Source organism: Chloracidobacterium sp. D (assembly GCF_018304685.1).
Classification (GTDB): Bacteria; Acidobacteriota; Blastocatellia; order Chloracidobacteriales; family Chloracidobacteriaceae; genus Chloracidobacterium; species Chloracidobacterium thermophilum.
Window position 1 is genome coordinate 745,334 of sequence record NZ_CP072634.1, and the last position, 26,995, is coordinate 772,328.

22 protein-coding genes are annotated in these 26,995 nt (G+C 61.4%); 9 read left to right on the forward strand and 13 right to left on the reverse strand.

The genetic code is table 11. From position 1 onward, the window contains the following. Positions 1-44: 44 nt before the first annotated feature. The gene (locus tag J8C01_RS03185) at positions 45-1,547 is read right to left on the reverse strand and encodes a UDP-N-acetylmuramoyl-L-alanyl-D-glutamate--2,6-diaminopimelate ligase (RefSeq protein ID WP_211432354.1); all 1,503 of its coding nucleotides are present in this window, start codon (positions 1,545-1,547) and stop codon (positions 45-47) included. A gap of 75 nt (positions 1,548-1,622) precedes the next feature. Next, complete coding sequence (locus J8C01_RS03190) at positions 1,623-3,173, reverse strand: PAS domain-containing protein (RefSeq protein WP_211432355.1); 1,551 nt, start codon at positions 3,171-3,173, stop codon at positions 1,623-1,625. A 346-nt stretch (positions 3,174-3,519) separates the two neighbouring features. Here J8C01_RS03190 and J8C01_RS03195 point away from each other — a divergent pair, with 346 nt between their 5' ends. Continuing rightward, complete coding sequence (locus tag J8C01_RS03195) at positions 3,520-3,993, forward strand: GreA/GreB family elongation factor (RefSeq protein ID WP_014099145.1); 474 nt, start codon at positions 3,520-3,522, stop codon at positions 3,991-3,993. Positions 3,994-4,229: 236 nt separating this feature from the next. Beyond that, the gene (locus J8C01_RS03200; RefSeq protein ID WP_211432356.1) at positions 4,230-5,114 is read left to right on the forward strand and encodes a lytic transglycosylase domain-containing protein; all 885 of its coding nucleotides are present in this window, start codon (positions 4,230-4,232) and stop codon (positions 5,112-5,114) included. A 64-nt stretch (positions 5,115-5,178) separates the two neighbouring features. On the opposite strand, the gene J8C01_RS03205 is transcribed toward J8C01_RS03200, so the two are convergent. Next, the gene (locus tag J8C01_RS03205) at positions 5,179-6,156 is read right to left on the reverse strand and encodes an AAA family ATPase (RefSeq protein WP_371821096.1); all 978 of its coding nucleotides are present in this window, start codon (positions 6,154-6,156) and stop codon (positions 5,179-5,181) included. A gap of 237 nt (positions 6,157-6,393) precedes the next feature. Between J8C01_RS03205 and J8C01_RS03210 the strand changes: the two genes are divergently transcribed. After that, on the forward strand, positions 6,394-6,762 hold the full coding sequence (locus J8C01_RS03210; RefSeq protein WP_014099148.1) for a hypothetical protein: 369 nt from the start codon (positions 6,394-6,396) through the stop codon (positions 6,760-6,762). Between the two features lie 141 nt (positions 6,763-6,903). Here the strand turns inward: J8C01_RS03210 and J8C01_RS15570 are convergent, their stop codons facing one another. After that, positions 6,904-7,368, reverse strand: coding sequence for a type II toxin-antitoxin system PemK/MazF family toxin (locus tag J8C01_RS15570; RefSeq protein WP_371821097.1), 465 nt, complete (start codon positions 7,366-7,368; stop codon positions 6,904-6,906). Positions 7,369-7,371: 3 nt separating this feature from the next. Between J8C01_RS15570 and J8C01_RS03215 the strand changes: the two genes are divergently transcribed. Continuing rightward, a complete protein-coding gene (locus J8C01_RS03215; RefSeq protein WP_211432357.1) occupies positions 7,372-8,526 on the forward strand; it encodes a glycosyltransferase family 2 protein in 1,155 nt (384 codons plus the stop codon). Positions 8,527-8,563: 37 nt separating this feature from the next. Here the strand turns inward: J8C01_RS03215 and msrP are convergent, their stop codons facing one another. Next, positions 8,564-9,541, reverse strand: a complete 978-nt coding sequence (gene msrP / locus J8C01_RS03220) for a protein-methionine-sulfoxide reductase catalytic subunit MsrP (protein WP_014099150.1) — start codon at positions 9,539-9,541, stop codon at positions 8,564-8,566. A gap of 20 nt (positions 9,542-9,561) precedes the next feature. Beyond that, on the reverse strand, positions 9,562-11,616 hold the full coding sequence (locus J8C01_RS03225) for a S9 family peptidase (protein WP_249355485.1): 2,055 nt from the start codon (positions 11,614-11,616) through the stop codon (positions 9,562-9,564). Between the two features lie 278 nt (positions 11,617-11,894). On the opposite strand from J8C01_RS03225, the gene J8C01_RS03230 reads away from it, so the two are divergent. After that, a complete protein-coding gene (locus tag J8C01_RS03230) occupies positions 11,895-12,845 on the forward strand; it encodes a PhoH family protein (protein WP_014099152.1) in 951 nt (316 codons plus the stop codon). 36 nt (positions 12,846-12,881) lie between these two features. Here the strand turns inward: J8C01_RS03230 and lpxB are convergent, their stop codons facing one another. Continuing rightward, positions 12,882-14,099, reverse strand: a complete 1,218-nt coding sequence (lpxB, locus tag J8C01_RS03235) for a lipid-A-disaccharide synthase (RefSeq protein WP_211432359.1) — start codon at positions 14,097-14,099, stop codon at positions 12,882-12,884. 27 nt (positions 14,100-14,126) lie between these two features. Further along, positions 14,127-15,143, reverse strand: a complete 1,017-nt coding sequence (locus tag J8C01_RS03240; protein WP_211432360.1) for an NADP-dependent oxidoreductase — start codon at positions 15,141-15,143, stop codon at positions 14,127-14,129. Between the two features lie 98 nt (positions 15,144-15,241). On the opposite strand from J8C01_RS03240, the gene recO reads away from it, so the two are divergent. Next, the gene (gene recO, locus J8C01_RS03245; protein WP_211432361.1) at positions 15,242-16,033 is read left to right on the forward strand and encodes a DNA repair protein RecO; all 792 of its coding nucleotides are present in this window, start codon (positions 15,242-15,244) and stop codon (positions 16,031-16,033) included. A gap of 44 nt (positions 16,034-16,077) precedes the next feature. Further along, positions 16,078-18,717 carry a PIG-L family deacetylase gene (locus J8C01_RS03250; protein WP_211432362.1) on the forward strand — a complete coding sequence of 880 codons (2,640 nt, stop codon included), beginning with the start codon at positions 16,078-16,080 and terminating at the stop codon, positions 18,715-18,717. 53 nt (positions 18,718-18,770) lie between these two features. Here the strand turns inward: J8C01_RS03250 and J8C01_RS03255 are convergent, their stop codons facing one another. Further along, positions 18,771-20,492, reverse strand: a complete 1,722-nt coding sequence (locus tag J8C01_RS03255; RefSeq protein ID WP_211432363.1) for a serine hydrolase domain-containing protein — start codon at positions 20,490-20,492, stop codon at positions 18,771-18,773. A 319-nt stretch (positions 20,493-20,811) separates the two neighbouring features. Here J8C01_RS03255 and J8C01_RS03260 point away from each other — a divergent pair, with 319 nt between their 5' ends. Continuing rightward, positions 20,812-21,555 (forward strand): PspA/IM30 family protein, encoded by a 744-nt coding sequence (locus tag J8C01_RS03260; RefSeq protein WP_211432364.1) that lies wholly within the window; start codon positions 20,812-20,814, stop codon positions 21,553-21,555. Positions 21,556-21,632: 77 nt separating this feature from the next. On the opposite strand, the gene xth is transcribed toward J8C01_RS03260, so the two are convergent. Further along, positions 21,633-22,436: an exodeoxyribonuclease III gene (gene xth, locus J8C01_RS03265; RefSeq protein WP_014099160.1), complete on the reverse strand. Its 804-nt coding sequence runs from the start codon at positions 22,434-22,436 to the stop codon at positions 21,633-21,635. Positions 22,437-22,548: 112 nt separating this feature from the next. Between xth and dnaX the strand changes: the two genes are divergently transcribed. Then, entirely contained in the window at positions 22,549-24,321 is a 1,773-nt protein-coding gene (dnaX, locus tag J8C01_RS03270; protein WP_211432365.1) for a DNA polymerase III subunit gamma/tau, read from the forward strand. On the opposite strand, the gene J8C01_RS03275 is transcribed toward dnaX, so the two are convergent. From J8C01_RS03275 to rocF, 3 genes are all read right to left on the reverse strand, one after another. After that, complete coding sequence (locus J8C01_RS03275) at positions 24,263-25,063, reverse strand: uracil-DNA glycosylase (RefSeq protein WP_211432366.1); 801 nt, start codon at positions 25,061-25,063, stop codon at positions 24,263-24,265. The genes dnaX and J8C01_RS03275 overlap by 59 nt on opposite strands. Continuing rightward, a complete protein-coding gene (locus J8C01_RS03280; RefSeq protein ID WP_041569058.1) occupies positions 25,041-25,961 on the reverse strand; it encodes a branched-chain amino acid transaminase in 921 nt (306 codons plus the stop codon). The genes J8C01_RS03275 and J8C01_RS03280 overlap by 23 nt, the downstream gene beginning before the upstream one ends. Before the next feature lie 90 nt (positions 25,962-26,051). Continuing rightward, on the reverse strand, positions 26,052-26,990 hold the full coding sequence (rocF, locus tag J8C01_RS03285; RefSeq protein WP_014099164.1) for an arginase: 939 nt from the start codon (positions 26,988-26,990) through the stop codon (positions 26,052-26,054). Positions 26,991-26,995: the final 5 nt, after the last annotated feature.

Genomic DNA, 26,995 nt, shown 5'->3' on the forward strand with positions numbered 1-26,995 from the left:
GCAGGTACTCCGCAGGGATGAGGGTTTGGTTGTGGCCGCGCACTTTACTCCATTGGCGTTCCTTTGTCCGACCGAAGCCGACGGAGTGCCTGGCGGGCTTCTTCGCGGTCATCGAAGTGAATGGTCAGGTGATTGAGAATCTGGTACGTCTCGTGTCCCTTGCCAGCAATGACGACGACATCGCCGGGTTGCGCCGTTTGAATGGCAAAGGCAATGGCCTGGCGTCGGTCAAGTATCCGGTGATAGGGCTTGCCGACGGCGCGCAAGCCGACTTCGGCGTCGTCCAGGATGCGCTCCGGGGCTTCCCGCCGTGGATTGTCCGACGTCAGGATGGTGAGGTCGCTGCCCTGGGCCGCCGCTTCGGCCATCAGCGGACGTTTGGTGCGGTCACGGTCGCCGCCGCAGCCAAACACGGTGATGACCCGTCCCCGGCGGAGGCGGGCCAGTTCGCGGGCGGTGGCTGTAACGTTGGCCAGGGCATCAGGGGTGTGGGCATAGTCCACGGCTACCAGCAGATGGTCGTCACTGCCTTCGACCACTTCAAACCGCCCGGGCACGACCGTGTTGGCCACCCCGGCCAGGATGGCGTCGGTCGGAACATCGAGCGCCAGCGCCGTGGCCGTGGCGGCCAGAATGTTGTAGGCGTGAGGCGTGCCCACGAGGTGCGTGGCCAGATCGAGCATTCCGCGGGGCGTGTGGAGCGACAGCGCCATGCCGCGCGTGTGAACATCAAGCCGGGCGAGGCGGACTTCAGCACCGGGGTCGTGGACGGCGTAGGTCACAATCCGGGCGCGGCCGTTGATGGCCGTGATGATGTCGGGCGTACGGGCGTCGTCGGTGTTGAGAACGGCAATTCCGGGAACTTCTCCGTTACGCCCGTCAAAGAGCCGCAACTTGGCGTCGAAGTACCGCTCCATTGTGCCGTGGTAGTCCAGGTGATCCTGGGTCAGGTTGGTGAAAATGGCAGCAGCAAACCGCATGTCGGCGACGCGCCACCGGTCAAGCCCGATTGAGGACACCTCGATAGCGGCATGGCGGCAACCGCTGTCCCAGGCGCGTCGCAGGAAGGCCTGCACTTCCGGGGCTTCCGGCGTGGTCAGACGCGAGGGGCGGCGATCATCATCCATGCGCTGTTCAATGGTGCCGAGCAGCGCGGCGTGTCCGTAGGCGGCGCGGAAGATTTCGTAGAGCAGGTAGGTGGTGGTCGTCTTGCCGTTGGTGCCGGTGACGCCGATAACGTGCATGTGATGGCTGGGATGCCCGTGGAGCAGCGCCGCCACTTGGCCAAGGGCACGCCGGGCATCGGCCACCTGAATCCACGCGGCCGGAAAATCTGGTGGAGCCGGGCGTTCCGAGAGAATGGCCTGGGCGCCACGCGAGAGGGCTTCCGGGATGAAGTCGTGGCCGTCGGCCCGGATGCCGGGGAGGGCAGCAAAAATACTGCCCGGCTGACAGGCTCCAGCCAGGCAGGTGATGTCACGTACCTCAAAGCTTTCGCCGCTGACGCAACCGGCAACGGCGGCTGCCACGGCGTGCAAGGCAGGCATGGGCGATAAACTCCAGCGGCGGCAGAATGTCTGCCGTCAGGTCAATCTTGCATGGGGGCGTGATGTCCGGCGCGGTCACTGCGGAAGCCCCAGCCACTCGGCAAGCTGTTTGGCATGGTGCTCGATGTTGCGGAACATCTCGAACTGCTGGGGGTTCATGGGCCCGTACTCACCGCGATGCAGCAGTTCGGCAAAGCCGAGAACCATCTGAAGTGAAGTGCGCATGGCGGTCAACTGTTCGGGTGTAACCTGCAGGGCCGAGGCCGGGGCTGGCGGGGGCGTGAGGTCTTCCATCATCTGGGCAAATTCGGCGCGCAGGCGTGTTTCGTCCCGGATGGCAATGACACGCCCGCCCGGCCATGGGTCTTGGGCAGGCAACTCCAGGACCACGAACGAAGCCATCATGGACTGCCCATCGGGAAGCATCACGTTTGTTGAAAACTGCTGGGCTTCAGTTGTGACGCTCAGGTGTTCCCAGAGGGGGGCGTTGTCGCTGCCAAGCTGCTGGCTGATGTCAAGCAGTGACCGCCCCAGCAGGTTCTGCCGTGGTGCGCCGAGCAGGTATTCGGCCATCGGGTTCACCTGCTGAAGGATGCCTTGGGCGTCGAGCACCATCAGGGCTTCATCGAGGTTTTCAATCAGCCAGTCCGACCAGCTTGCCGGTCGGGCGTCTGGCACGCTGGCTGCAACTGGTTCTACTGTCCCGGCAGCGGAAACCGGCGCTGCTACGCTCGTCGAGGGCATCACCGGCGTGTCAGCGGGAGGAAATCCCCAGTTGTTGACCGGGGCCAGCGGCGCTTCCATGGGCACTCCCTGGGAAAAACCTCCGGCTGCTGAAGGAAACTCCATTGGCGGCGGTGGCACGTAGGTGCTTTCTGTCAGGAAAGCTTCCACCGGCTGGGTGATAGCCGGCGGCACGGTCATTGACGCTACCGAGGCCGGCGGCGGGCCTGTATCCATCCCGTCGCCTTGGGATGGAAAATCTGTGGATGAAAAATCCGCCACAGAAGGCGCAGCGGGTGCTTCCGCAGGTGTCCAGCTCAGGTCAACCCTGCCGGAGACCTCGAAGGGAGCGACGGCCGGGGCAACTGGCGGAGCAGTGAGAAGTGCATCGGTCGGAACACTTGCCGGGGCAACGTTGGGTGCTGGCACATCCGGTGGCAGGTCCAAAACGGGAACATCCACTGCAGGAGGGACAGCAGGGGCCTTTTCGTCCAGCGATACGTCGAACCAGTCACCATCAATGGGCGTGGTTGTATCCAGGGGCGGCGTTTTCTGTCCTGTGTCTGCCGTTGCCGGGGATGAAGCCGCCGCGGATGAAGCCGCCGCTCCGGGAGGGAGCGTTGACGTCAGACCATCACCGTAGCTGTTGGCCGTTCCGGGTGGCGGTGTTTTGGGTGGAGTTGGTGGTGAAGGCTCGCGGTGTCCGCCAGTGAATTGACCGAGCAGGGACTGGACAACACTCCCGGAGGTCCGCACTGGAGGAGGCGGATGGTCGGCCGCGACAACCGTGGGCGAGACCTCAACCGGAATGACAGGTTCCGTTTCCGGCCGGTCTTTGGGCGCTGCCGATGCGTCGGCAGCCTTGTTGCCGCGAATCGCATTGAGGAGCTTGCTGAAGTCCATCGAGTCCTCCGTCGCTGGTGCGCCGGCGGGGTTTGGAAACTTTCAAGGGGGGTGACACCCGCCCTGGTGTGCGAAGACTAACTTGGTAGCAATGCTGCGTGTGTTATCGTCTGGAACGGTTATTTCATTTGTTTTACAACAGCATACCCGTCACCCAGGCCCACCGCCGGGCGACGATATTGGACATCCGTCGGTAAGGACAGAAAAACAATAGCCAAGTCTGAAGCCGTCACGAGTATAAATAACCGGTATTCACCCTACAAGTCTTGGCCTGTGATTTGTCCAGTCACCACGTGATGCATCAAGACAAAGCTGCAATATCCATGGATTTTTCGGAGTGATGGCGATGAATGTCAGGGAAAAACTCGAAGCGGAGCTACGGCAACTCGAACAGGAACTGAAGATTGACCTTCCACGCGAACTCCAACGGGCAGCCGCTTATGGTGATCTGCGCGAAAACGGGGAGTACCAGGCGGCGCGCGAGCGGGTCCGGCTGGTTGGGGCGCGGGTCGCGGAATTGCACCAGCGGCTGGCGGCGCTGGCTGCCATCAATCTCGATTCGTTGCCCCGGGACCGGGCGGCGTATGGTTCCACGCTGCGGGTGCTTGACCTCGATAAGGATATCGAAGTGACCTATCGCCTGGTTATGCCCGAGGAAGCTGATGTTTCAAAGGGACTGATTTCGACTTCCTCCCCCCTTGGACGTGGGTTTATGGGCAAGCAGCCCGGTGATGAAGTCGAAGTGCAAACGCCGCAGGGCCTGCGCCACTTTGAAATTCTGAGTCTGCGCACCATCCACGATGATGACTCCGCCACTTGAGGCGACCTGCGGCCAGGACGGTTTCCCACGTGGCGAGTAGCGAGTGGCGAGTGGCGAGTGGCGAGTAGGTTAAGTCTGCTGTGGCTGGGACGGTTGCCCATCCTGCCGGCGGTTGACAGTCCCGGAACTGACGCCTAGACTGCCCGGCATCGAAGACTTGGCTTATGACGAACCGAACGATGCAATGGGCCGTGGGGCCCGGGCGGTCGCGGTGCAATCGGCCTGCGTTGTGGCTGATGTCTCCTTTGTTCCTGCTGGCAGCTCTCTGCCTGGCGGATGCTCCAGCGCCGGCCCAGGGAACAGCCCCATACCCGCGAACGCACACGAATGATGACTTTCGCGTGCCACGCACGCCTCCCGTGTCGCTAGCCCCGCCGAAGCCGGCTGTAACCAATGTACCGGCCTCTCCGTCGCCTGCTCCGTCTGGCAATGTACTGGCTGGTGAAACGGCGACACAGCCGGGTAAAACAGCCAAGGAAGCTGAGTCCACAACAAGCGATGCGGTTCAGGAAACGCCCCTGTCTCAACTTGTGGCGCGGCGGGATGCCAATGGCACGTGGATTTTGGTGAGCCGCGCTCTACCCCCGACAGAGCCAGAAAAACTTGCTCCGGCCGCCCCGATTTCGACCGGTAAGCCGCAACTCGATGCCGTCATTATGGAAATGGCTACCAAGTACGGCGTCGATCCGCGCCTGATTGTCGAGGTCATCCGCCAGGAGTCGGGTTTCAACCCCTACGCCGTTTCGCCGGCCGGGGCCAAAGGGCTGATGCAGTTGATTGACGGGACGGCCGCCCGGATGGGAACGCGCAATGTCTTTGACGTGCGCCAGAACATTGAGGGCGGGGTCAAGTATCTCCGCCTGCTGCTGGACATGTTCAACGGCGATGTCGCGCTGGCGCTGGCCGGGTACAATGCCGGCGAACACCGTGTGATTCGCAGTGGCTACCAAGTGCCCAACATTGCTGAAACGCGCCACTATGTCAAAACCATCCTGGCGCGTTATGGCAAGTCTTCCCATCGGGTTGCCAAGCCCAACGCCGCGCCAGTTCCTGATGAACCACCACCGCCGCCCTTGCGCGTTTTTGTTCAGGACGGTGTTATTCTGCTGACCAACCGCTAGCCGTCTGCCAGCGACCAACTGTTGGCCAAATCCTGGCTGGTGATGGTGAGTCCGCAAGTCCCTGTCACAGGGGCACGGCCACCGTTTTGAGAATCTCTTCGAGCGCCGACCGGGCATCATCGGTTTCGCGCCCCCCACCGGCATACCGTGGGCTGACGATGACGCGGTGGGAAAGCACCGGAATGGCGAGCCGTTTGATGTCATCCGGCAGGCAGTAGTCGCGTCCGTCAAAGAGTGCCTGCGCCTGCGCGGCACGAAACAGCGCCAGGCTGCCCCGTGGGCTGACCCCCATTTCCAGCAGTTCCGATGTGCGGGTGGCATTGACGATGCGCAGCAGGTAGTCCACCAGGGCATCGTCCATCCGTACCGTACGGGCACGTTCCTGCAACGCCAGCATATCCGCCGCCGACAGCACTGGTTTCATCTCCAGCAGGGGATCGCGACGGGCCTTGCCGAGCAGGATTTGCCGTTCGTCTTCGGCTGAGGGATACCCCATGCTGAGACGCATGGTGAACCGGTCGAGCTGGGACTCCGGCAGGGGATAGGTTCCGTGGTGTTCGACGGGATTCTGTGTCGCCAGAACGATAAATGGCTTGGGCAGTTCAAATGTCTGGTTTTCAATCGTCACCCGCCCTTCGGCCATGGCTTCGAGCAGGCAGCTCTGGGTTTTGGGCGTGGTGCGATTGATTTCGTCGGCCAGAACGACGTTGGCAAAGATAGGCCCCGGACGGAACTCGAACCGGCCGGAAACCTGGTCATAGACGCTCAACCCAAGAACGTCACTGGGAAGCAGATCGCTGGTGAACTGGATGCGTTGAAAGGAACAGTCCAGGGCGCGGGAAAGGGTACGTGCCAACGTGGTTTTGCCGACGCCGGGCACATCCTCAATGAGCAGGTGTCCATCGGCGACGAGCGTGACCAGCGCCAAGCGGACGACCTCGTGCTTGCCCCGTACGACGGTCTCAATGGCCGATTCCAGCGCCTGCAACTGTCCGGCTACATCCGACAGGCTCGACACCACGGGAGAAGAAGATGGCGTCACCGTTCAGTACTCACTTTCTTGCTGACGAGATATTCCTGCTGGTGTGTGACCTGAATGTACGTCATACCATGCCGCTGGCCAGTCTCGCAGCACACAGTTACCGTCTGGCGTTGTCGTAAGGGGCATCCGGCGTGCGGCCGCGGGAAGGTTCTGGACCGGAAGGTTGTGGGGGACGAGCTGGCGGAGACATCCGGGAAAGTCTTCACCTGGAGGTCTTCACCTGGAGGGAAGAGAACTATGGCGACGTTTAAAATCCGTGATGGACAACTGGCGTTGGAGTTTTCCCCGCTGGAGAAGCTGGGCGGTTTGCGTTCCGGCGCTACCGTCGGACTCAAGGACATCCAAGCGGTTGAGAAAGTGGATGATCCGTGGGACATCCTCGATGGCCTGCGCTTTGGCACCGGCATCCCGTGGGTCATTGTGCTGGGGACGATGCTCCGGCAGGGCGGCAACGATGTGGTGGCTGTGTACCGCCGGGACCCGGCGGTTGTCGTCACCTTGCGGCCTGGCGCGCCCTACCAGCGCCTCATTGCCACCGTGCCACAGCCGGAGCAGGTTGTGGCTACCCTCCAGGCCGCTCTGGAAAACGAATGCAGGAAAACCTGACAAGAAAGCCTGAACTGGTGCGCTACTTTATGCTGCGCGACTGGTTGGGGTAACGACTTGGGTTGTGAGGCGTTGGTTTGCTGAACTTCCACTTCCGCCTGCCCACACTGAAAGTGATTGGTGAAAGCACCGCTTGGGCACTCACCGTCTGTCTGCAAACATCTCTGTCAGCACCCCTGGCACCTCCCGTCCTGTCTCACGGGGCATCACTCCAAGTTGCCTGACCAAGCGTGCCTTGTCCACCGTCCGCAACTGATCCAAAACCACCTGTCCTTCTTTCCCCCCAAACCGGCACTTCACTCGCGTGGGGTACTCCCGCCCCTTCGTCCACGAAGCATACTGGTTGTGGATGCCAGTGGTGGCAACCCGAAGCTTGCTACACCGGGCAACATACTGGGCCGGCTGTGGTGAGCAGCCCGGCTGTCTGTCTGTGTGATCCGGTGATGCCGTCAAGCCAATATGGCTGGGGGCAATGGTGGCTCTGTTGCTCAGCCGCCTTGAGACCGCTTCGGGCACTTTTGGCGCTGATTCCGTGGCGCTAAGCTTGAGCACGTCGGGCAACGTCCGCAGTTCGTTGCGCAGCACGGCCCCCAAGGCTGGCGTCACGCCATGGAACTTCTGCTTCAAAGTCTGGCTATCGTGACCACTGTGGTTCTGGTGGCTTCGCTGGCCGTCCTTGGGCGCGGCAACCGGGCCATCCGCTTTCTGGCCGATGCCGTTGGGCCGGAGGTCCGTCCCCTGGCCACTGTCAGCATCATTGTCGCGGCCCGCAATGAAGCCGACACCATCGAGCCGGCGCTGCGGTCGTTGCTGGCCCAGGATCATCCAGAGCTGGAGATCATTGTGGTCAACGACCGTTCCACCGATGCCACTGGTGAGGTTCTGGCCCGCCTTCAGCGTGAGTTTCCGGTGCTCAAAACCGTGACTGTCACCACGCTGCCCCCCGGCTGGCTGGGAAAAAATCACGCCCACTGGGTCGGAGCGCAGGCAGCCACCGGCGATTTCCTGCTCTTTACCGATGCCGACATCATCATGCACCCCAGCGCCGTGCGCCGTGCTGTGGCCTTTGCCCTTGCCGAAGGCCTTGACCACGTCGCCGTCGGGCCCGAGGTCCCCCTGCCTGGCTTCTGGCTGACGGCCTTTCTCGGCACCTTCACCATGTGTTTCTCGATGTTCGTGCGTCCGTGGCGGGCGCGTGACCCGCGCAGTACGGTCTTTGTCGGCATTGGCGCGTTCAATCTCGTCCGCCGCACGGCCTACGAGCGCGCTGGGAAGCACGCTGCCATTCGGATGCGGCCCGATGACGACATGAAACTTGGCAAAATCATCAAGCTGGCCGGCGGACGACAGGAACTGGTGGCCGGAAAGGGACTGCTGTCCGTCACCTGGTATCACTCCCTGGGAGAACTCATCCGGGGGCTTGAAAAGAACACTTTTGCCGGGATGGATTACAACCTGGCGCTGGCTGTCGCCGGGCCGCTCACGCTGTTTCTGCTGTTTGTCTGGCCCTGCCTGGCGCTGCTGGTGACAAGTGGCTGGGTGTGGCAGGTCAATCTGCTCAACGTCGGACTGGGGCTGGCGCTCTATGCCGACAACTCGCTGCGGTACGGCGTCCGGTGGCGGCACGTCCCGCTCTTCCCGCTGACCGTCCTGCTGATGATGTTCATCGTGTGGAATGCCACACTGCGAACCCTGCTGGGACGCGGTATCACCTGGCGCGGCACGTACTATTCCCTCGCTGAACTCAAGGCAAATCGCGTCTAGGCGGCCTGTCTGAGTGAGGCGTTGCCGGGTGAAGGTGTCAGTAGAATGTTCTCAAGTCCATCCCGGCATAAAGATGCGCCACCTGCTCGGCGTAGCCGTTGAACAGCAGGGTCGGTCGTCGGGTGAACTCACCAATGCGCCGTTCGGTCGCCTGGCTCCACCGGGGATGACTCACCGCCGGATTGACATTGGCATAAAAGCCGTACTCATGGGGTGCGGCTTCTCGCCAGGTCGTGCGTGGCATGCGGGTCGTCAGCACAATGCGCACCACCGACTTGATGCTCTTGAAGCCATACTTCCACGGCACAACCAACCGCAGTGGCGCACCGTTCTGGTTGGGCAGGGTTTTGCCGTACAAGCCCACAGCAAGCAGCGTCAGCGGATGCAGGGCTTCATCCAGCCGCAGCCCTTCGCGGTAGGGCCAATCAAGCAGTTGCCCGCGTTGCATGGGAAACTGTTTGGGATCGTGCAGGGTCTCGAACGCCACAAACTGCGCCTTGCCCAGTGGCTCGACCAGCTTGAGCAGGGAAGCCAGCGGAAAGCCCACCCAGGGAATAACCATGGACCAGCCTTCGACACAGCGAAGCCGGTACACCCGGTCTTCAAGCGGAAAGCGGCGCAGAAGATCGTCTATGTCGAAGGTCTGGGGACGCTGGACATCGCCTTCAACCGTCACTGTCCACGGGCGTGTCACCAGCGCACGGGCTTCATAGGCCACGTCATGCTTGGCGGTCGAAAACTCATAGAAGTTGTTGTAGTGCGTGATGTCGTCGTAGTCCGTTGGCGGTTCATCAGTCGTCAGGGAAGCGTCGCTGGCAGAGACCGTGGCTAGTGGCCGCGGGCCAGGGCCGGGCGGCGGACGGCGCGCAGCCCTGGCAAAGAGATGGTAAATCCCGGCCGTGGCTACAAGCGAACCGCCGGCTATCAGACCGCGCAACACTTCCCGCCGTCGGAGATACAGCCACTCGGGTGTGATTTCTGAGCTTTTGATGTCAGCCGGTCGCTTGATGAGCATAACTTGGGCAGGAAACCCCTTTATTTCTCAATGCCAAGCTGCGTGAGCAGAAACGTGTAGTAAAACGCTGTTTCGCGCAAGGCATCGTAGCGACCGGACGCACCACCGTGGCCGGCGCCCATGTTGGTTTTGAGCAGGAGGAGATTGTTGTCCTTTTTGAGCGTCCGCAGCTTGGCGACGTATTTGGCCGGCTCCCAGTAGGCCACCTGACTGTCGTTGAGCGCCGTGATGACGAGCATAGCCGGATAGTTTCCGGGCCGGAGGTTGTCGTAGGGCGAATACGAGCGCATGTAGTCGTAAGCCGCCTTTTCGTTCGGGTTGCCCCACTCGATGTATTCCCCGGTCGTCAGCGGCAGGGTCGGATCAAGCATGGTGTTCATCACGTCCACAAAGGGCACCTGTGAAATGACCACGCGGAACAGGTCGGGACGCATGTTGACAACCGCTCCCATAAGCAGTCCTCCGGCGCTGCCGCCCTGAATCGCCAGGTGCGCTGGCGAGGTGTATTTCTCCCGGATGAGAAACTCAGCGCAGGCAATGAAATCGGTGAAGGTGTTTTTCTTCTGCATCATCTTGCCCTGCTCATGCCACTCTTCACCCATTTCGCCGCCGCCGCGAATGTGAGCAACAGCAAAGATCATTCCCCGGTTGAGCAGGGACAGCCGGTTGGAGGAAAAGCCATCGGGAATCGAGATGCCATAGCTCCCGTAGCCATACAGTAGCGTAGGATTTTTGCCGGTTCGCCGCAGGCCTTTCCGGTAGGTGACGGTGAGCGGAATCTTTGTTCCGTCCGACGCCGTCGCAAACAGGCGCTTGGTGACGTACTGCGTCTTGTCGTAGCCGCCAACGACTTCATTCTGCTTGAGCAGGGTTTGCTGGCGTGTGGCGAGGTCATACTCATAGACCGAGCGCGGTGTGATGGGCGACTCATAGGCATAGCGGAATTTGGTCGTTTCAAACTCAGCGTTGGTTGCGCCACCAACGGCGTAAGCCGGTTCAGGAAAGGCAATGAGGTGTGATTTGCCCTGCTCCAGATCAAACACGGTGAATTTCTGAAGACCGTCTTCCCGTGTGGTGACAACGGCATGGCGGACAAACAGGTCAATGGATTCGATCTTGACCTTGGGATTGTGCGGGACGAATTCACGCCAGTTGGATTTGGACGGATCGCTGACGGGCGCGCGTACGATGCGGAAGTTTTTGCCGCCATCCTGTGTCAGAATGAACCACTCACCGTTGCGGTGCTCAGCAAAGTAGCGTATGCCTTCGGTACGGGGAAAAAGCACCTGAAAGGTTCCCTGTGGCTGGTCACTGGGCAGGTAACGGACTTCGCTTGTCGTCGAACTGATGGAAAGCAGCGTGAGATATTTCCGGTCACGGGTACGGTCAAGTCCCAGGTTGTACAGTTCATCAGTTTCTTCAAGGATTTCTTCGGTTTTACCGCCCAGTGTGTGCCGGAAAAGCTTGTTGGAACGCTTGGTCACCGGGTCTTCAACAACCAGAAACAGAGTTTGGTTGTCGGCCGCCCATTCAACGCTTGTGACCCGCTCGGCAGTGTCCGGCAGGTGCTCGCCGGTGGTCAAATCCTTGATGTGGAGCTTGTACTGGCGATAGCCTGTGTCGTCTGTGGTGTAGGCCAGCCGTCGGCCGTCGTCGCTGACGGCAAATGCCCCCAACGCCATGAAGGATTTACCTTCGGCAAGCTGATTGAGATCAATCAGTATTTCTTCCGGGGCATCGAGTGAGCCTTTTTTGCGGCAATAAATGGGATACTGTTTGCCCTGTTCGGTGCGGTAGTAGTAGAAAAAGTTGCGGTATAAATAGGGAACGCTGAGATCGGTTTCTTTGATACGCGCCAGCATTTCCCGGTACAGCTTGTCCTCAAATGCCTTGTGTGGCGCCATGGCGCTTTCCGTGTAGGCATTTTCGGCTTCGAGGTAAGCAATCACTTCCGGGTTCTGGCGTTTGTCGTCGCGCAGCCAGAAGTAGTCATCCACGCGCCGGTCGCCATGCAACTCGAAAACGCGCGGTTCTTTTTTGGCAATGGGTGGTGTCGGACGGGTTGTTTGTGCCATGACTGCAAGTGAGGCCGTGACCACCACGGCAATAAGCTGAGAGGTGAAGAACTTGTGGGCAAGGTAACGCACGGCGTCGAACCTTTCTGGAAAGAACGGTCTGGGCAGTGAAAAGCGGCCGACCGGGGCCGCCACATGCGGTCATGGAAAATCACACCCGGATGTCCCGTGCAAGTCAGACCGGCTGCCGTTGACACCCGCCGGTGGCTTTACGATAGTAGCCAGCAGGTCAAACCAATTGCACTCCGGTGGTCACGACTCAGTATCAAGGTGGTGGTTTGAAGAAACTGACGCTTCCTGACGAGGGTCTCGAAGTTCTGTTCGGGCCCTATGACGAAAACATCCGGTATCTTGAATCGCTGTTGAACGTCCGCATTGGGGCGCGCGGGAGCGAAGTGACCATTGAAGGTGAGGTTTCCGACATAGCCGTGGTCGAGTCCATTCTGACCGACTTTGCCGAACTGGTCATTGAAGGTGCTGCCCCGTCAAGCCAGGAACTGCGTCAGGCTTTCAAGCAGATTGCCGACGACCGGACTTCCTCCCTCAAGAGCTTCTTTTCCAAGACCTATCGTTTCAACCCGACCGGGCGAAAAATGGTTTCGGCGCGGACGCCGACGCAGCGCCGCTACCTGGAGGCCCTGCAAGCCCACGAACTCGTGTTTGGCATCGGCCCGGCCGGGACGGGAAAAACCTTTCTCGCCGTCGCCATGGGGCTGCATTACCTGTGGCAGAAGAAGGTTTCACGGATCATCCTGACGCGCCCCGCGGTCGAAGCCGGCGAAAAGCTGGGCTTCCTGCCGGGTGATTTACAGGACAAGGTTGACCCCTACCTGCGCCCGCTCTACGACGCGCTCTTTGATCTGGCCGATGCCGATAAAGTCACCCGCATGCTGGAAAAGCGTATCATCGAAGTTGCGCCGCTGGCCTTTATGCGTGGGCGAACCTTGTCTGAAGCCTTCATCATTCTCGACGAGGCGCAAAACACGACCTCCGAGCAGATGAAGATGTTTTTGACGCGCATCGGTTTTGGCTCGCGGGTGGTGGTGACGGGCGATGCCACGCAGATTGACCTGCCGCCCGGCAAGTTGTCGGGCCTTGTCGAAGCAATGACCGTGTTGCGCGACATCCGCGAGATTGCCATTGTCGAGTTCACGAACCGGGATGTCGTGCGGCACCGGCTGGTGCAGCTCATTGTGCAGGCTTACGACCGCGCCCGCCAGAGCGCCTGATGTGCTTCCCGGCAAAGCCCTGCCGGTGAAACACGTTCAGGGGGCGTGGGCATCGGGTTGCGGCTGCGCCTGAAATGGCAGCGCCGCCCGATGCGGGAGCGCCGTCAGACGCTGCCATACGGCCTGCGCCGCGCGCGCCGAAGCGCCAACTTCACCCAGTCGCGCCCGAATGGCGGCATAGACGGCCTGCAAACGTTCCCGTTCCGCCGTCTGGTGCAGCAGGTCGTGCAGCCGCCGGGCAATGTTTTCGCCAGTAACCTGTTCCTGAAGCAACTCCGGCACAGCAGCTTCGCCCACCACATAGTTGACAAGGCCGACGTAAGGCAGCGGGGCAAAGCGTCGCAGATACATTGCCGTCAAGGGCGCGACCTTGCCGACGATGACCATCGGAACGCCAGCCAGTGCCGTCTCCAGCGTGGCGGTGCCCGAAGCGACAACGGCCGCATCCGCCACGGCGAGTGTTTCATAGAAGGCATCCGGGATGAGCCGGACCGGAAGCCCGACTTTCCGCAGCCAGGGCGTAAAATCAGCATCCGCAAGCGACGGCGCACGTGGAATCACAAAGCGCAGCGATGCGTCATGACGCGCCAGCTTTTCGGCGGCGTCGAGCATCGGAGACAGATAGTGCCGCAGTTCCGACCGGCGACTGCCCGGCAGCAGGGCAATGACGCAGCTATCGTTTCCAAGTCCGAAACGTTCCCGGAGAGACCGTTTTTCGTCCGGTGAGAAACGCGGCACACGGTCGAGCAGCGGATGTCCAACAAAGGTCACATTCATGCCATGGCGGGCATAGAAGGCAACCTCGAATGGAAACAGCACGAGCATGTCCGTCACGAGCTGTTTGAGCTGTGAGACCCGTCCGCTGCGCCAGGCCCAGACCTGCGGGCTGATGTACCAGATGACCGGAATCTGCCGTCGCCTGAGTTGACGCGCCAGACGCAGGTTGAAATCGGGAAAGTCAACCAGAATGGCTGCATCGGGGCGGTCGCGGTCAAGGCCGGCCACGAGTTCCCGGAAGGTGCGCCAGATGGTCGGCAGATGACGTACCACTTCGACAATGCCAATGACGCTGACGGCTTCCATGCGGATGAGCGGCGCAACGCCGGCCGCTGCCAGACGTTCGCCCCCCATCCCATGAAACCGTGGCGCGGCCACACCGTTCTGCTCCGCCAGAAGGCGTATCTCGTGAACGAGTTCCGCCGCGTGAGCATCGCCGGAAGCTTCTCCAGCAACAACCAGAATGCTGTGCGTCATTGTTGCGTCAGCCAACAACGGGCTGCGTCATGGTTCATCCGAGACCTTGACGACGAGTTTGCCGATGTTGGAGCCGTCAAAGAGTTTCTGCACGGCCCTGGGTGCCTGTTCGAGACCGTCAACAACATCGAGCCGGTACTTGAGGCGTCCCTGGGCAATCCATTCGAGAAGCTGCGGGATGGCTTCCTGTGCGCGCGGCAGGTAATCGAGCACGATGAAGCCTTCAATCCGCAGCCGCTTGCTGATGACAAGCAGGAAGTTCGCCGGCCCGGCAGGTGGTTTCTCACTGGTGTACTGCGAAATCGCGCCGCAGGCGACGACGCGCCCGAAGTTGTTCATCCGCACCAGCGCTGCGTCGAGAATTGCGCCGCCTACGTTGTCAAAGTACACGTCAATACCCTTGGGACAGTACCGCGTCAGCGCCGCTGCGACATCTTCATGCTTGTAGTCAATGGCTGCGTCAAAACCCAGGTCTTCGACAATCCAGCGGCATTTTTCCGGCCCGCCGGCAATGCCCACGACGTGGCAGCCTTTGATGTTTCCAATCTGGCCGACCAGCGAGCCGACAGCTCCGGCCGCCGCCGACACCACAAGGGTTTCGCCCTCTCTGGGGCGGCCGATGTCGAGCAGTCCGAAGTAGGCCGTCAGTCCAATGGCGCCCAGAACGCCGTGATAGAGCAGCAGGGAGTGGCCGGGGATTTTGGCAATCGGCGTCAAACCCTGTCCGTTGCCGACGTAATAGAGCTGCCAGCCAAGCAGTCCCTGAACAAAGGTGCCCACCGGAAAGCCCGCGTGCCGTGAGGCTTCAACCACACCGACGGCCACGCCGCGCATGACATCTCCCAGCGGCACGGCCGGAAGGTAGGAATCCTGCGCCGCCCAGATGCGGTTCGTCGGGTCGAGCGAGAGATAGATGTTGCGGACAAGTACCTGCCCATCCGCAAGGTCGGGAACGGGTTCTTCATGCCAGGTGAAATCGCTATCCTTGAAGTTGCCCACCGGACGGGCAGCCAGTCGCCACTGGCGGTTGATGTATTCGGCCATGTGCCGGAAGATTCCTTTCATTGCAGGGTGTCGCTGATGGTGCGCCCAGGCGCGCACGGCGCAAGCATGCTGGATTTTGAAGCCACTGCAAACCTCGTATGTCGGCGGCAACGACGTTACACACCAGCGACGCTTTCGTCCTCCGTACCTACCCGTATGGCGAAGCGCACAAAGTGGTCGTGCTGTTTACCCGCAGCGGCGGGCTGGTGCGCGCCGTGGCCTACGGGGCCCAGGGCAAGCGCCAGAAGTACGGCGCGGCGCTGGAGCTGTTTTCCGAGGTGAGTGTGGTGTACCGCGAGCGCCAGGGACAGGAACTTGTGTCGCTTGTGGCCTGCGATGTCAAGCGCCTGCACTTCGCGGCAACGTCCGATCCGGTTCTGATGGCGATGCTGGCCTACTGGGCCGAACTCACCAGTGAGCTGTTTCCGGCACATCAGGCCAACGACCCTGTATATCGCCTGCTCGCCGCAGCGTGCGATCTGGCCGACCGCCACGCGCAGACGCCACGGCCGGAAACGCCTGATGCCCTGATGGTCTATGTTGAAACCTGGCTCCTGCGGCTGGCCGGTTTTCTGCCGGACTGGAAACACTGCGCCCGGTGTGGTGTGGATTTGCTGTCCACGCCGGCCGCGCGCTTGTCCGCTGACGGCACGCCGGGCTGCACAACCTGTCTCGCGTATGGGCGGGACATCAGCCTGCCGGCGCGCCGGGCTTATGCCGCGATGCAGCGTCAGTCGCCGGGTGATTTCTGGCATCATGCGCCAGCCGCCGATACACTGGCCGAACTGGCCGCGCTCAACGGACAACTGGTATGTCTGGCGTTGGAGCGCCCTCCAAAGAGCCGGGCCGTCTGGCAGCAGCTTCGGGACGGGATGGCGTCTGTCACCTGAACCGCCTGGAGCAAAGACGGCCGGCGGTCAAGGAAATCACAACGATGCGTCTCCCTTTGACGGTGATATGGCTTCTCTGGTTGGTGGCAGGCGGGGTGTGTCCTCTGTTTCCGGCGGCACACGCCCAGGTGCGCGGCTATGATGCGCCAGGTCTGGTTGGGCTTCAGCTTCAGCTCCGGCGGCTTCCGACAACCGCCAGCGTCCTGCACATTGGCGCGCATCCCGATGACGAGGATTCAGCGCTCATCGCCCGTCTCGCGCGGGGGGATGGCGCGCGGGTGGGCTACCTTTCGCTGACCCGTGGCGAAGGCGGGCAGAACATCCTGGGACCGGAGCAGGGCGAGGCGCTCGGTGTGATACGTACCGAAGAACTGCTCCAGGCGCGCGCCCTCGATGGCGGCGAACAGTTTTTTACCCGCGCCTTTGACTTCGGCTTCAGCAAGACCCGCGAGGAAACCGAGGCGAAGTGGAATGCCATGCACGGCCCCGATGCCATTTTGCAGGACGTGGTCAAAGTCATCCGCCGGTTCAAGCCGCTGGTCATTGTCTCGCGCTGGGGCGGGACGCCCCGTGACGGCCACGGCCATCACCAGTACTGCGGCTATCTCACGCGGCTGGCCTTTGCCAAAGCCGGCGATCCCGACTGGCATCCCGAACTCGGCCCGGCCTGGCAGGTGCAAAAACTCTATGTCAGTGCCGACGTTGCGCCGCCGGACAATCCCCATCCGCCGCTCAAAATTCCCACCGGTATCTATGACCCGGTACTCGGACGAACCTACTTTCAGGTGGCCATGCATGGGCGCAGCCAGCACAAGTCACAGGAAATGGGGGCGCTGGAGCCGGAAGGCGAGCAGTTTTCCCAGGTGAAGCTCGTCGAAAGCCGCGTGCCAACGGACCCAGCCAACGAAAAGAGCCTGTTTGATGGTCTGGACACCAGCCTGTGCAGCCTGGTGGAGGCGTCGGCCCCGGAGGAAGCCCGGCAGTTGCTCGCTGACATCCAGACGATGGTGGATCGTCTGGCGGCAGGCTGTGTCACGCCGACGGAAGCCTATCAGGTTCTGACCGAAGCCTACGCAAAGCTGATGCGGTGTCGGCGGTTGCTTGACGGCGCGCCACCGGAAAGTATGGAGCCGGTCGGCGTTGGCGAAAGATATGGGCCGGGTAAAGCGCCCCCGCCGCCGTCATCGGCGCTTGATGTCAAGTGGGAGCAGTTGGGGCGGGCCTTTCTACTGGCCGCCGGGTTTCAACCGGCGGCCTGGGCTGATGTTGAAACTGTGACCGAAGGCGACACACTCAATATCGTGTTCACCCCCTGGCAGATGGACGCGCCCCGTTTCGAGATGGGCAACTTCATCATGTCTCTCCATGTGGAGACGAAGACCTTGGGGGAGAAACGTTTTCCAGAGGGCTACCCGGCGTCAGTCCGCTTGAAGATAACGCCCCACCCTGACTGGCCGGTACGCCCGGGCCGGTCGGTGTTGGACATTTTCGGGTATGGGCGCATCTTTGGGCGGCCCTGTCAGTTTGGTGTCCCGCTCAGGTATCGCTACGCTGATCCGGTGCGCGGTGAAGTGCAACGGGAGGTGGAACTTGTACCGCCGCTTTCGGTCAGCCTGAGCGATACCCTGCTGGTTGTTCCGAAGACTGACGAACGGGAGGACGAACAAGAAGCAGCGCCGCAGCGTATCGTGGCAACCGTCACCAACCATGCCCAGACGGAACGCAGCGGCAGCGTCAAACTCGATGTTCCCCGTGGCTGGCGCGTCACACCTTCCGAAGTTGCCTTCACGCTGCCGCCAAAGGGAAAGCAACCGTTCGTCTTCGAGGTGGCTGTTCCGCCGATGACACGGGCCGGGCGTTACACCATACCGGCCGCTGCAATGAGCAACGGCCGGCGGTATGACCGCACCATGCAGGTCATCGCCTATCCGCACATTCCAACCCGCCGTCTCTATCCGCCCGCCCAGTTGACCGTTCTGGTCAGCGACATCCGGGTTGCCCCAGTCAAGGTGGGGTACGTCATGGGCAGCGGGGACCTGGTGCCGCAGGCCATCCGGCGGATGGGATTGCCGGTGACGCTTCTGGATGAGGACACGCTGGCCACGGGCGACTTGCAGGCTTTTGATGTCATCGTGGTGGGAATTCGCGCGTCACAAACCCGCCCGGACTTTGCCGCCGAGCACGCCCGTTTGCTGGAGTACGTCCGGCAGGGCGGGACGCTCATCGTGCAGTACCAGCGCCCGGACTACGTGGCGCGGGGGCTTCCGCCCTTTCCGGCAACCATGGGGCGGCGCACCACGGACGAAACCGCTCCGGTCACGGTGTTGCAGCCGGACCATCCAGTATTCAACGTTCCCAACCGGATCACGGCGCAGGACTGGGAGGGCTGGGTGCAGGAGCGGTCACTGTACGACTGGGCCACCTGGGATGACCGCTACACGGCGCTGCTGGAAAGCCACGATGCCGGAGAAGCGCCCAACGCCGGCGGGCTGGTCATCACGCGGCTGGGGCGCGGACACTACATCTACACCGGCTATGCATGGTTCCGGCAGTTACCGGCCGGAGTGGCAGGGGCCTATCGCATCTTTGCCAACATGTTGAGTTTGCCCGCCAGCCGCACGGCAGAGCTTCCCCATCAGCGCCAGCGTCCGGCCAGAGGCAGGTCGCCGGGAAGGCCGAGCTGAACCGTGAAATCGGCGAAACCGGGCGTGTTTGAGTTGCGCAGGAAAAACGTTCCCTAGCGATAGACGCCGAAGGTGTCAAAGCCCTGCCCCGTCCAGTCGCCGGCAACGGGCAGGTCGCCGGCCAGACCGTAGAAGAAGGCCACGTCGGCAAAGCCGCTGGTGTTGGTGTTGCGCAGGTAGGCAAAGCCGTCCGACGGCCGGAAGCAGCCAACGGTTGTGAACAGATCGCCGTTCCAGTCACCAACCACAGGCAGGTCGTTCGGGTTGCCGTAGTTGATGATGTAGTCGGCAGGGCCGGCGTCGTTGGTGTCGCGCAGCAGGAAGACGCCGTTCCGGTACACCCCAATCGTGTCGCGTCCATCGCCGTTCCAGTCGCCGGCCACGGGTCGGTCTCCCGGTGCGCCAAAGTCGAACACCACGTCGGCGACACCGGGGCCGTTGGTGTTTTTGAGAAAGAACCGTCCCTGCCGGAAAATCCCGATGGATTGCACGCCGTCGCCATCCCAGTCGCCAACTACAGGGATGTCGCCGGTCTGTCCGTAAAAGAAGTTCATGTCCGCAAAGCCCGAAGTATTGTCGAACTTGAGGTACACGTTGCCGTTGCCAGGGCGGTACACCCCAATCGTTCGGGGATTGGGGCGGGGCGGCGTGGCCTGTTGCACGGCGTTGTTGACGCTGGCCCGGACCTGTTCTGTGAGCTGAAAGACCTGACTGAGCGGTGTTTGGGCAAAGAAGACGCCCAACGCCCCGGTGCGGTAGTCAATCCACGGCAGCGTGCCAAGCGCGCCGCCGTCGCTGACGTTGATGCCAACGCCATTGCTGTCGAGCGTATTGAGCCACCATCCGAAGCCATAGCGGGTGTCTGGCTGTCCGTAGCCCTGGTAGGGCGAGGAAACAATGCGCGCGCCCTGCGTCTGATCGCGGCGCATTTCCAGACAGGCTGCGGCCGACAGGACGCGCTGCCCCTCGAAGATGCCGTTGGCATAGAGCATGGTGAGAAAGTTCATGTAGTCATCAAGAGTTGACCACATGCCGCCGGCCACGCGCGGATTGGCCGTGAAGTCTCCCGATTCCGTAAAGGCTGTGCGCGTCATGCGGCACGGTGTAAGGATGTTCTGCCGCACGAAGGTGTCAAACGGTGTGCCGGTCACCACCTCGACCACGCGCCCGACCACATGCATCGAGACGCCGCCGTAGAAAAACTCTGTACCCGGTTGGGCGCGCAGCGGTGTGTTTTCCTGCGCAATGATGGCTACGGCCTGTTCCAGCGTGATGGTTGGGTTGTCGAGGGCAGCGGAAGCGCCGCGCATCCCCGAAGTGTGCGCCATACACTGCCGAATGGTGGGATTTGCCCGCTGGGTTGAGCCGGCAACGGGCATGTCGCGGAAAGCGGGCAGGTATGCGCCAACCGGGTCATCGAGCCGGATCAAGCCCCGACCCACGCAGACCATCACGGCCGCCATGGAAATCAGTTTGGTTGAGGAAGCCAGAAAGACCCGTGATTCGGTGGTGAAGGGGACGCCGAAGGCGAGGCGTCCGTAGGCTTCCCGGAAGATCAGGCGATTACGGTGGCGAAGGCTCAGGGACAGCCCCGGCGGCTGATTGGCCGCGACGGCCGCCTGGAGTTGGCTGCGGACACCGCTCAGGTCATAGCCACTGGCGGAGGTGACCACGGAAGCTGTGGCTGTCGTCCGTGGAAACATGAATCCACCCGGACACAGGCTGACCAGGAGGCAACCCAGCACCAACCAGTACGTCGCCGTCCGCGTTCGCACCCGTGCGCCTCGCCGGACGCTGGCTGATATTTCACACCTTTGACCCACGTGATGTTTCTCCTTTGATTTTGGTCGTGTGATTTGGTCGTGTTGGATGCCGGTCATGGGATGTTTGACACAAGATGGTCATAAAAGTCTGAAAATTTCCCACGTCCCGCCGCTGTGCTGCCTGTGAAGGTAGGGAGCAACGTGCTTGGAACTTGTACCCAAGGCTGCTAGACTGCGGCACAGCTTGAGCAGGTCTGCCAAATCAAAGGCAAATGGCGTGGAGTTGTTCAGGCTTGGCTCAGGACATTTTACTGGCGGAGGCACCCGGCACATGTGGGAAAGGTTGAAGCGCCTGTTCCGTTCGATTTTTGGGGGGATAATTGACGCTGCTGAAGACCCCGAACTCATTCTCCAGCAGGTCATCCGTGACATGCGCGACCAGGTTCCGAAGCTGAACGAAAGTGTCGCGCAGGTGATGTCCAATGAAAAGCTGCTCGAACGGGAGGTCGCCACGCTGGAGCGCGAAATCACCGAACTCGACAGCAAGATTAAGGCTGCGATCAAGATGGGGCGCGACGACATTGCCACCACTTACATTGCCTCCATGCAGGAAAAGCAAAACTCGCTGGCCCGCGCCAAGGAACAGCTCGTGGTGGCCAAGAAAGCTTCGCAGCAGGCCATCCGCTTCCGCGATGACTACCTGCTCAAGATGAAGCGCAAGCAGGATGAGGCGATGCAACTCATCAGCGAGAGCAAGCGCGCACGGATGCAGGAGCAGCTTGCTGCCACGATGGCGTCCTTCCAGGTGGGGGACGCGGCTGGTTCGTTTGATGAAATGCGCGAGAAAATCAACCGCCGCGCCGCAGCCGCCGAAGCCAGGATGGAGCTGTCCATGTCGGGTGTGGACAGCCAGATGGCACAGCTCGAACGTGAAGTCTATAACGTTCAGGCCCAGGATGCCCTCATCGCCTACAAGCGCCAGATAGGCCTCATCCCCGATGAACCCACGGCGCTGTCGGAATCCTTTGGTACGGAACGGACACTCGGCCCGGCCCAAAAGAAAGCCCTTGAGTAACCTCACCTGAACCGCACGATGTCTGACCGCCCACCACAGTGCCTGTGGTGAGCGGTTTTGATGTTCGGGTGGTCGGTTCAGCCGCTGGTTTTTGACGGAAGGCGAAAGGTGGCCACGACCGGTGCGTGGTCAGAGGGACGTTCCCGGCCGCGCTCGGCGCGGTCAATGCTGGCTGACAGACAGGCATCCGCCAGAACCGGCGTTGCCCAGATGTGGTCAATGCGCCAGCCCCGGTTGCGCGCAAACCCACCCGTACGGTAGTCCCACCAGCTATACAGCCCCGGCTCGTCGGGATGCTGCTCGCGGACGCTGTCGCGCAGTCCCCACTGCCGCCAGCGCGCCAGAAAGGCATGCTCCCGCGAATGGAACATCACTGTCTCGCGGTTGCTTTCCGGGTCGTAGAGATCAATGTCGGCCGGCGCGATGTTGTAATCACCACAGAGCAGAAACGGTATCTCCGGCGTCAGATGGCTTGTCAGAAAGTGCGTGAGCCGCTCCAGAAAGGACAGCTTGTAGGCAAACTTCGGCGAGGTGACCGCTTCGCCGTTGGGTACGTACACCGAGGCCACAGTGACACCGCAGATCGTGGCGAGCAGAAACCGCCGCTGGTCATCGGGCGCATCGTCGGGTAAGCCATAGCGAACCTGCTGCTGTGGCTCAAAGGAGAGAATAGCCACGCCGTTGTAACCTTTCTGTCCGTACACGCTGGCTACGTAGCCAAGTTGCTCAAAAGCCTCAAATGGAAAATCAGCGTCAGGGACTTTGGTTTCCTGCAGACACAGTATGTCCGGTTCGTGGCGTTCGAGCCAGTCCAGCACGTGGGGCAGGCGGACGCGAATGGAGTTGACGTTCCACGTGGCAACGGTCAGTGTTTTGGGCATGGCATGATTTCGGCAGTTCGGGACTCATGCCAACCGGCATCACGCACGCCAGCCTGGGGGATGTAGCTTGGGTCCTGGGGGAGCGTGGCTTTGCCGGTCAGGCTTTTTGCTTATGGCTTATCAGGTCATCGCCCGCAAGTGGCGACCTCAGCAGTTTGAAGATGTCGTGGGGCAGGCGGCCATTACGCGCGCCCTCAGCAATGCCCTGCGGACGGGACGGCTCCACCACGCCTATCTGTTTGCCGGGCCGCGCGGCGTCGGCAAAACCACCTGCGCCCGACTCTTTGCCCGGGCGCTCAACTGCGCCGAAGGCCCGACGCCCACCCCCTGCGGCGTGTGTCCGTCCTGCCAGGAAACCCTGACCGGCAACTCGCTCGATGTTCTCGAAATTGACGCCGCTTCCCATACCGGCGTGGACAACATCCGCGAGGTCATCATTGCCACGGTCGGAAACCGTCCGGCGCGCGACCGCTACAAGGTCTTCATCATTGATGAAGTCCACATGCTTTCGACGAGTTCCTTCAACGCCCTGCTGAAGACTCTGGAAGAGCCGCCGCCGCACGTGGTCTTCATCATGGCGACGACAGAACTGCACAAGCTGCCGGAGACCATTCTCTCCCGCTGTCAGGTCTATGAGTTTCGGACGGTTGGCGTTGACGTCATTGCCGACCGGCTCCGGCAGATTGCCGAGGCGGAGCAGGTGCCGATTTCACGCGCGGCGCTGGTACAGATTGCCCAGGCCGGGCGTGGCAGCCTGCGCGATGCGCAGTCGGCCCTTGAGCAGGTATTGGCCTTTGCCGGCACGTCCACCGAGATTGATGAAGCCGCCGTGCGCGACGCCCTTGGTCTCATCGGCATCGGTTGGCTGTCAGAAGTCGTGGAAGCCCTGCACAGGTCGGATGCCGCTGCTGTTTTGATGGAAGTGGAGCGGCTGGTTCGGACGGGCCATGACCTGCGGCAGTTCCTGCGGGAGTTGATGACCTATCTGCGCCACCTGCTGGTGGCACAGTTGGTCGGCGCTGACCGGGAGTTGCTGCCGGTCGCCGACAGTGAAGTGGCTATTATCAAAAAGCAGAGCCGGTACTTCACGGTTGCCGAACTGATCCGGCTGTTTTCGCTGGTGGCTGACCTGGAAATGCAGGTTCGGGCGGCAGAAGACCCGCGCCCACTCGTGGAAGTCGGTCTCGTCAAACTGACCCAGCTTGGACACCTCAAGCCGCTGGAGGACATTCTGGCGCGGCTCGATGCGCTTCTGGCCGAAGGCCCACGTCCACTTCCCGTATCTTCACCGGGTGGCCCCACTGCCGGAAAGCGGCCGGCCACACCGGTCAAACCAACGCCGCCGCCATCGGCAACACGCCCGGAACGCCCCACGCGCGCGGAATCCGGGTCGCCTGACCGTCCGCCGCTGCGCCTTGCGCCACCGCCAGAGCCACCCCCGGAACCGCCACCGGATGTCACCCTGCTGGCGGCAGCCCCACCGGCGGATGACAGCTTCGACCCGACCAACGCGACCGAAGTTCTGGCCAGAATCAGGCAGCGGGCTGAACAGGAAAAACCCTTTTTAGCCACACAACTTGAAAAAGTTCAGTCCGCGCGGTGGGACGGCAAGCGATTCGAATTGACCTTCGGCCCTGAAGCCAGATCGCAGGAGGCATCTGTCCGGGAAGCACGGGCTTTCCTGCAGGAAGTCCTGCAGGCGCTGACCGGCAGACAGGTGAGCCTTGTCACCCGCCTGGAAGGCCGTCAGCCGCCTGCTGCCTCAGAGCCAGAACCGGACCGCCGGGAAAAGCTGTTGCGGGCTGAGGTTGAACGTCACCCGGCGGTCAAAAACCTGCAACGGTTGTTTGGCGCAGAACTGTTTGACATCGACCCGCCGGAGTAGCGCCTGCGTCAGGGAGTAGTATCTGGCGTACGGTTGTGAAGATGGCATCCAGCATAGGTTCGGTGAGCCGACCCGTCAGCGTGTTCTGTTGGCTTGGGTGGTAAGAACCAAGCAGTGTGAGTCCAGGTGCGAGGTCATAACGCGCGCCATGTGCAAAACGCGGTTTTGGCCTGGGAAGCACTTTTCCCTGCTGACGCAGCGCCTTCAGGGTCTGTTCAAAGGCAAACTGCCCAAGGGCGACAATGACGCGCACTTCAGGGAGCAATTCCATTTCGCGGACGAGAAACGGCAGACAGGTCTCAGCTTCTTCGGGAAGCGGCCGGTTGCCCGGAGGCGCGCAGCGGACAGCCGCGCAGATGTAAGCGTTGATGAGTTGCAGCCCATCTTCGCGGTGGGTTGACGTCGGCTGATTGGCAAAACCGGCGCGGTGGAGGGCCCGAAACAGCCAGTCGCCACTCCGGTCGCCGGTGAAGAGGCGCCCAGTACGGTTGCCGCCGTGCGCCGCCGGCGCCAGCCCGACAATGAGCAACCGGGCCTGTGGATCGCCAAAGCCAGGGATGGGCCTGCCCCAGTAGGTTTCCGTCTCAAAGCGGCGGACTTTGTGTCGTGCCACCTGTTCCCGCCAGGCCACCAAACGGGAACAGCTCCGGCAGGTAGTGATGTCCTGGCGGAGCTGTTCGAGGGCAGGGACAGAGGCCTTGCAGGAAAGCGCAGCCGGTTCAGACAGCGGTGAGCCACTCATGGCGGTCTTCACGCTCCCCGTGGATGATGCCGAAGTAGGCATCCTGGAGTTGTTTGGTGATGGGGCCGCGCTTGCCTTCGCCGATTTTGATCTTGTCGAGCGTGCGCACCGGAGTGATTTCACAGGCTGTGCCGGTGAGAAACACCTCGTCGGCAATGTAGAGTTCTTCGCGGAGAATGCTGCGCTCCACGACTGGAATGCCCAGGTCTTCACAAAGACGCATTATGGCATCGCGGGTGATGCCAGGCAGCACAGCGCGTCCAATCGGAGGGGTAATGACGGTCCCATCCCGCACCATGAAGACGTTTTCCCCGCTCCCTTCACTGACATAGCCGGCAGCGTCAAGGGCAATCCCTTCGGCATAGCCGTTGACAATGGCTTCCATCTTGATGAGTTGGGAGTTCATGTAGTTGGCACCGGCTTTGGCCGTGGTGGGAAGTGTATTGGGGGACATGCGCGCCCAGGAAGAAGTACATACATCCACCCCGGCTTCAAGTGCGTCGCTGCCGAGGTAGCGTCCCCAGGGAAAACAGATGATGTAGGTTTCCACCGGCGCCGGGAACGGGTTGACGCCAAATGCCCCATAGCCGCGAAACACGATGGGGCGTACGTAGCAGTGCTGGAGCTTGTTGACCCGTACGGTTTCGATACAGGCCGTGAAGATTTGCTCCATCGTAAAGGGAATCGTCATGCGATAGATGTGGCAGGAGTCGAACAGACGGCGCACATGCTCACGCAGGCGGACGAGCCGTGGACCACGTGGGGTTTGATAGCAGCGGATGCCCTCGAATACCGAGGAGCCGTAATGAATGACGTGCGACATGACATGAATGCGCGCGTCCTCCCACGGGAGCAGTTTGCCGTTGTGCCAGATTTTTTCAGACGTTTCGAGTGCCATGGCCGGTTCCTCCAAGCGACGCAAGGCCGAGCCGGCCGTACCCTGGTTGGCTACGTCCTGAAACCGACTCGCCCAGCGCCCTGAGCAGACTTACAGGATTTTTTTGCCGAGCGCAGAGAGCAGGAGTTCCGCGCCCAGTTCGCCGGTCCGATTATGCGCATCGAGAACGGCATTGATTTCGACCATTTCGACCGAGAGCATTTTGCCTGAATCGTGAATTTTCTCCATTGCCAGGTGACTTTCACGATAGGTGCCCCCGCCGGGAACGGGCGTGCCGACGCCAGGCGCATAATAAGGGTCAACGAAGTCCATGTCGAATGTCGCGTGAAAACCAACCGTGTGGCGTGTAACCCAGGCGATGGCTTCATCCATGATGGCGCTCATGCCACGTTCATCGAGATCGCGCATTGTGTAGATGCGCAGGCCCAATTGACGCGCGAGTTGACGCTCACCTTCATCAATCTGACGCACACCGATAATGACGCAGTCTTCAGGGTGTATTTTCGGAGCAAAACCGCCAATGTGCGTCAAAACTTCGGGGCCGTAGCCCAGCAGAACGGCCAGCGGCATGCCGTGGATGTTGCCGGAAGGGGATGACTCCGGCGTGTTGATGTCGGCATGGGCGTCAATCCAGATGATGCCGATGCGTTGGCCCCGGCGGCGGTAGTAACCGGCCACCCCGGCCACACTTCCAATGGCAATCGAATGGTCGCCGCCAAGGACAATGGGCACCGCGCCGCGTTCCAGAATCCCTTCGACACAATCGGCAAGAAGGGCATTCGATTTGGCCACTTCGGCAAGATACTTGTGTTTGGCGTCGGCAGGTGTGGCACGGCGCATTTCGGCCAGTGCGACCGGGATGTTGCCAACGTCTTCCACGTCGTAGCCCAGTTCGGCGAGTTTGGCGCTGAGGCCGGCAATGCGTACGACGGACGGCCCCATATCCACGCCGCGCCGGTCGGCGCCCAAGTCCATGGGCACGCCGACAATGGTCACTTTGCGGGGAGCAGGAGAAAGGGGTTTTTCCATGGGGA